The organism is Halomonas sp. ND22Bw (assembly GCF_003011945.1).
Lineage (GTDB): Bacteria > Pseudomonadota > Gammaproteobacteria > Pseudomonadales > Halomonadaceae > Halomonas > Halomonas halophila.
On sequence record NZ_PXWD01000563.1, the window covers coordinates 1 to 300 of the forward strand.

The 300-nt window shown below is 70.0% G+C and carries 1 protein-coding gene; it reads right to left on the reverse strand.

What is annotated here, in order from left to right; genetic code table 11:
* Positions 1 to 300: S46 family peptidase (locus tag CVH10_RS19395; RefSeq protein ID WP_146143107.1), on the reverse strand; the 300-nt coding region annotated here is incomplete at both ends.

Sequence of the window (300 nt, forward strand, 5' to 3'; positions counted from 1 at the left end):
GCGGCGAAGCGGGCGGCGGCCAGATGTTCCGAGGCGCGGTCGGTTGGCGCCTTGACCTTGTTCTCCCACTCGGCGCGAACCGCGCGGGCGTCGGCGTCGATCGACAGCACATATTGGATCATCGGATCGTCGGACGCCTGAACCGCCGCCAGGCCGCCGGTCCACAGGGCGCGGCGCACCGCCGGATCGGCCAGTTTGGTGCCAGCGACGACGCGCGCCGACAGTTCCTCGGGGCTTTCCTTGCCCAGCAGGGTGCGGACATAGGGGCTGTCGACCGTCAGCCATTCGCGGGTCTTGGAC